General features: G+C 52.8%; 1 protein-coding gene. It reads left to right on the top strand.

Features of this window, described 5'->3' with window-relative positions; all coding sequences use genetic code 11:
• Positions 1 to 262: hypothetical protein (locus O4G76_RS20625; protein WP_269398991.1), on the top strand; the 262-nt coding region annotated here is incomplete at its 5' end.
• Positions 263 to 269: the final 7 nt, after the last annotated feature.

The following is a 269-nucleotide window of genomic DNA, read 5'->3' as shown; positions in this document are numbered from 1 at the left end:
GGCTGATGGCTATGACAGCGGGGGGAGTGACGAGCGGGAGTTCGCTGATGCGTGGCTGATGAGGGCGCATGGCCACAACGCCGTTGATCTCGATGAGATTGATGCGGCCGAGGATGCATTGCAGGAGACGCAATTCTTATTGGATGATTTTGCTGGGTTGATCGATGACTTTGAAAGTCAAGGTGGCTCGGCTCGCGATCTCTTCGAGATAGTCCGGCAAGTGGTAAACAATAAAAAAACAGAGGCGGGTGAGACAAACTAACCTATGC

Origin of the sequence: Limimaricola sp. G21655-S1 (assembly GCF_027213785.1) — a bacterium.
Lineage (GTDB): Bacteria > Pseudomonadota > Alphaproteobacteria > Rhodobacterales > Rhodobacteraceae > Limimaricola.
The sequence above is the reverse complement of the archived record's forward strand: the minus strand, read 5'-3'. Positions and strand labels throughout refer to the sequence as shown.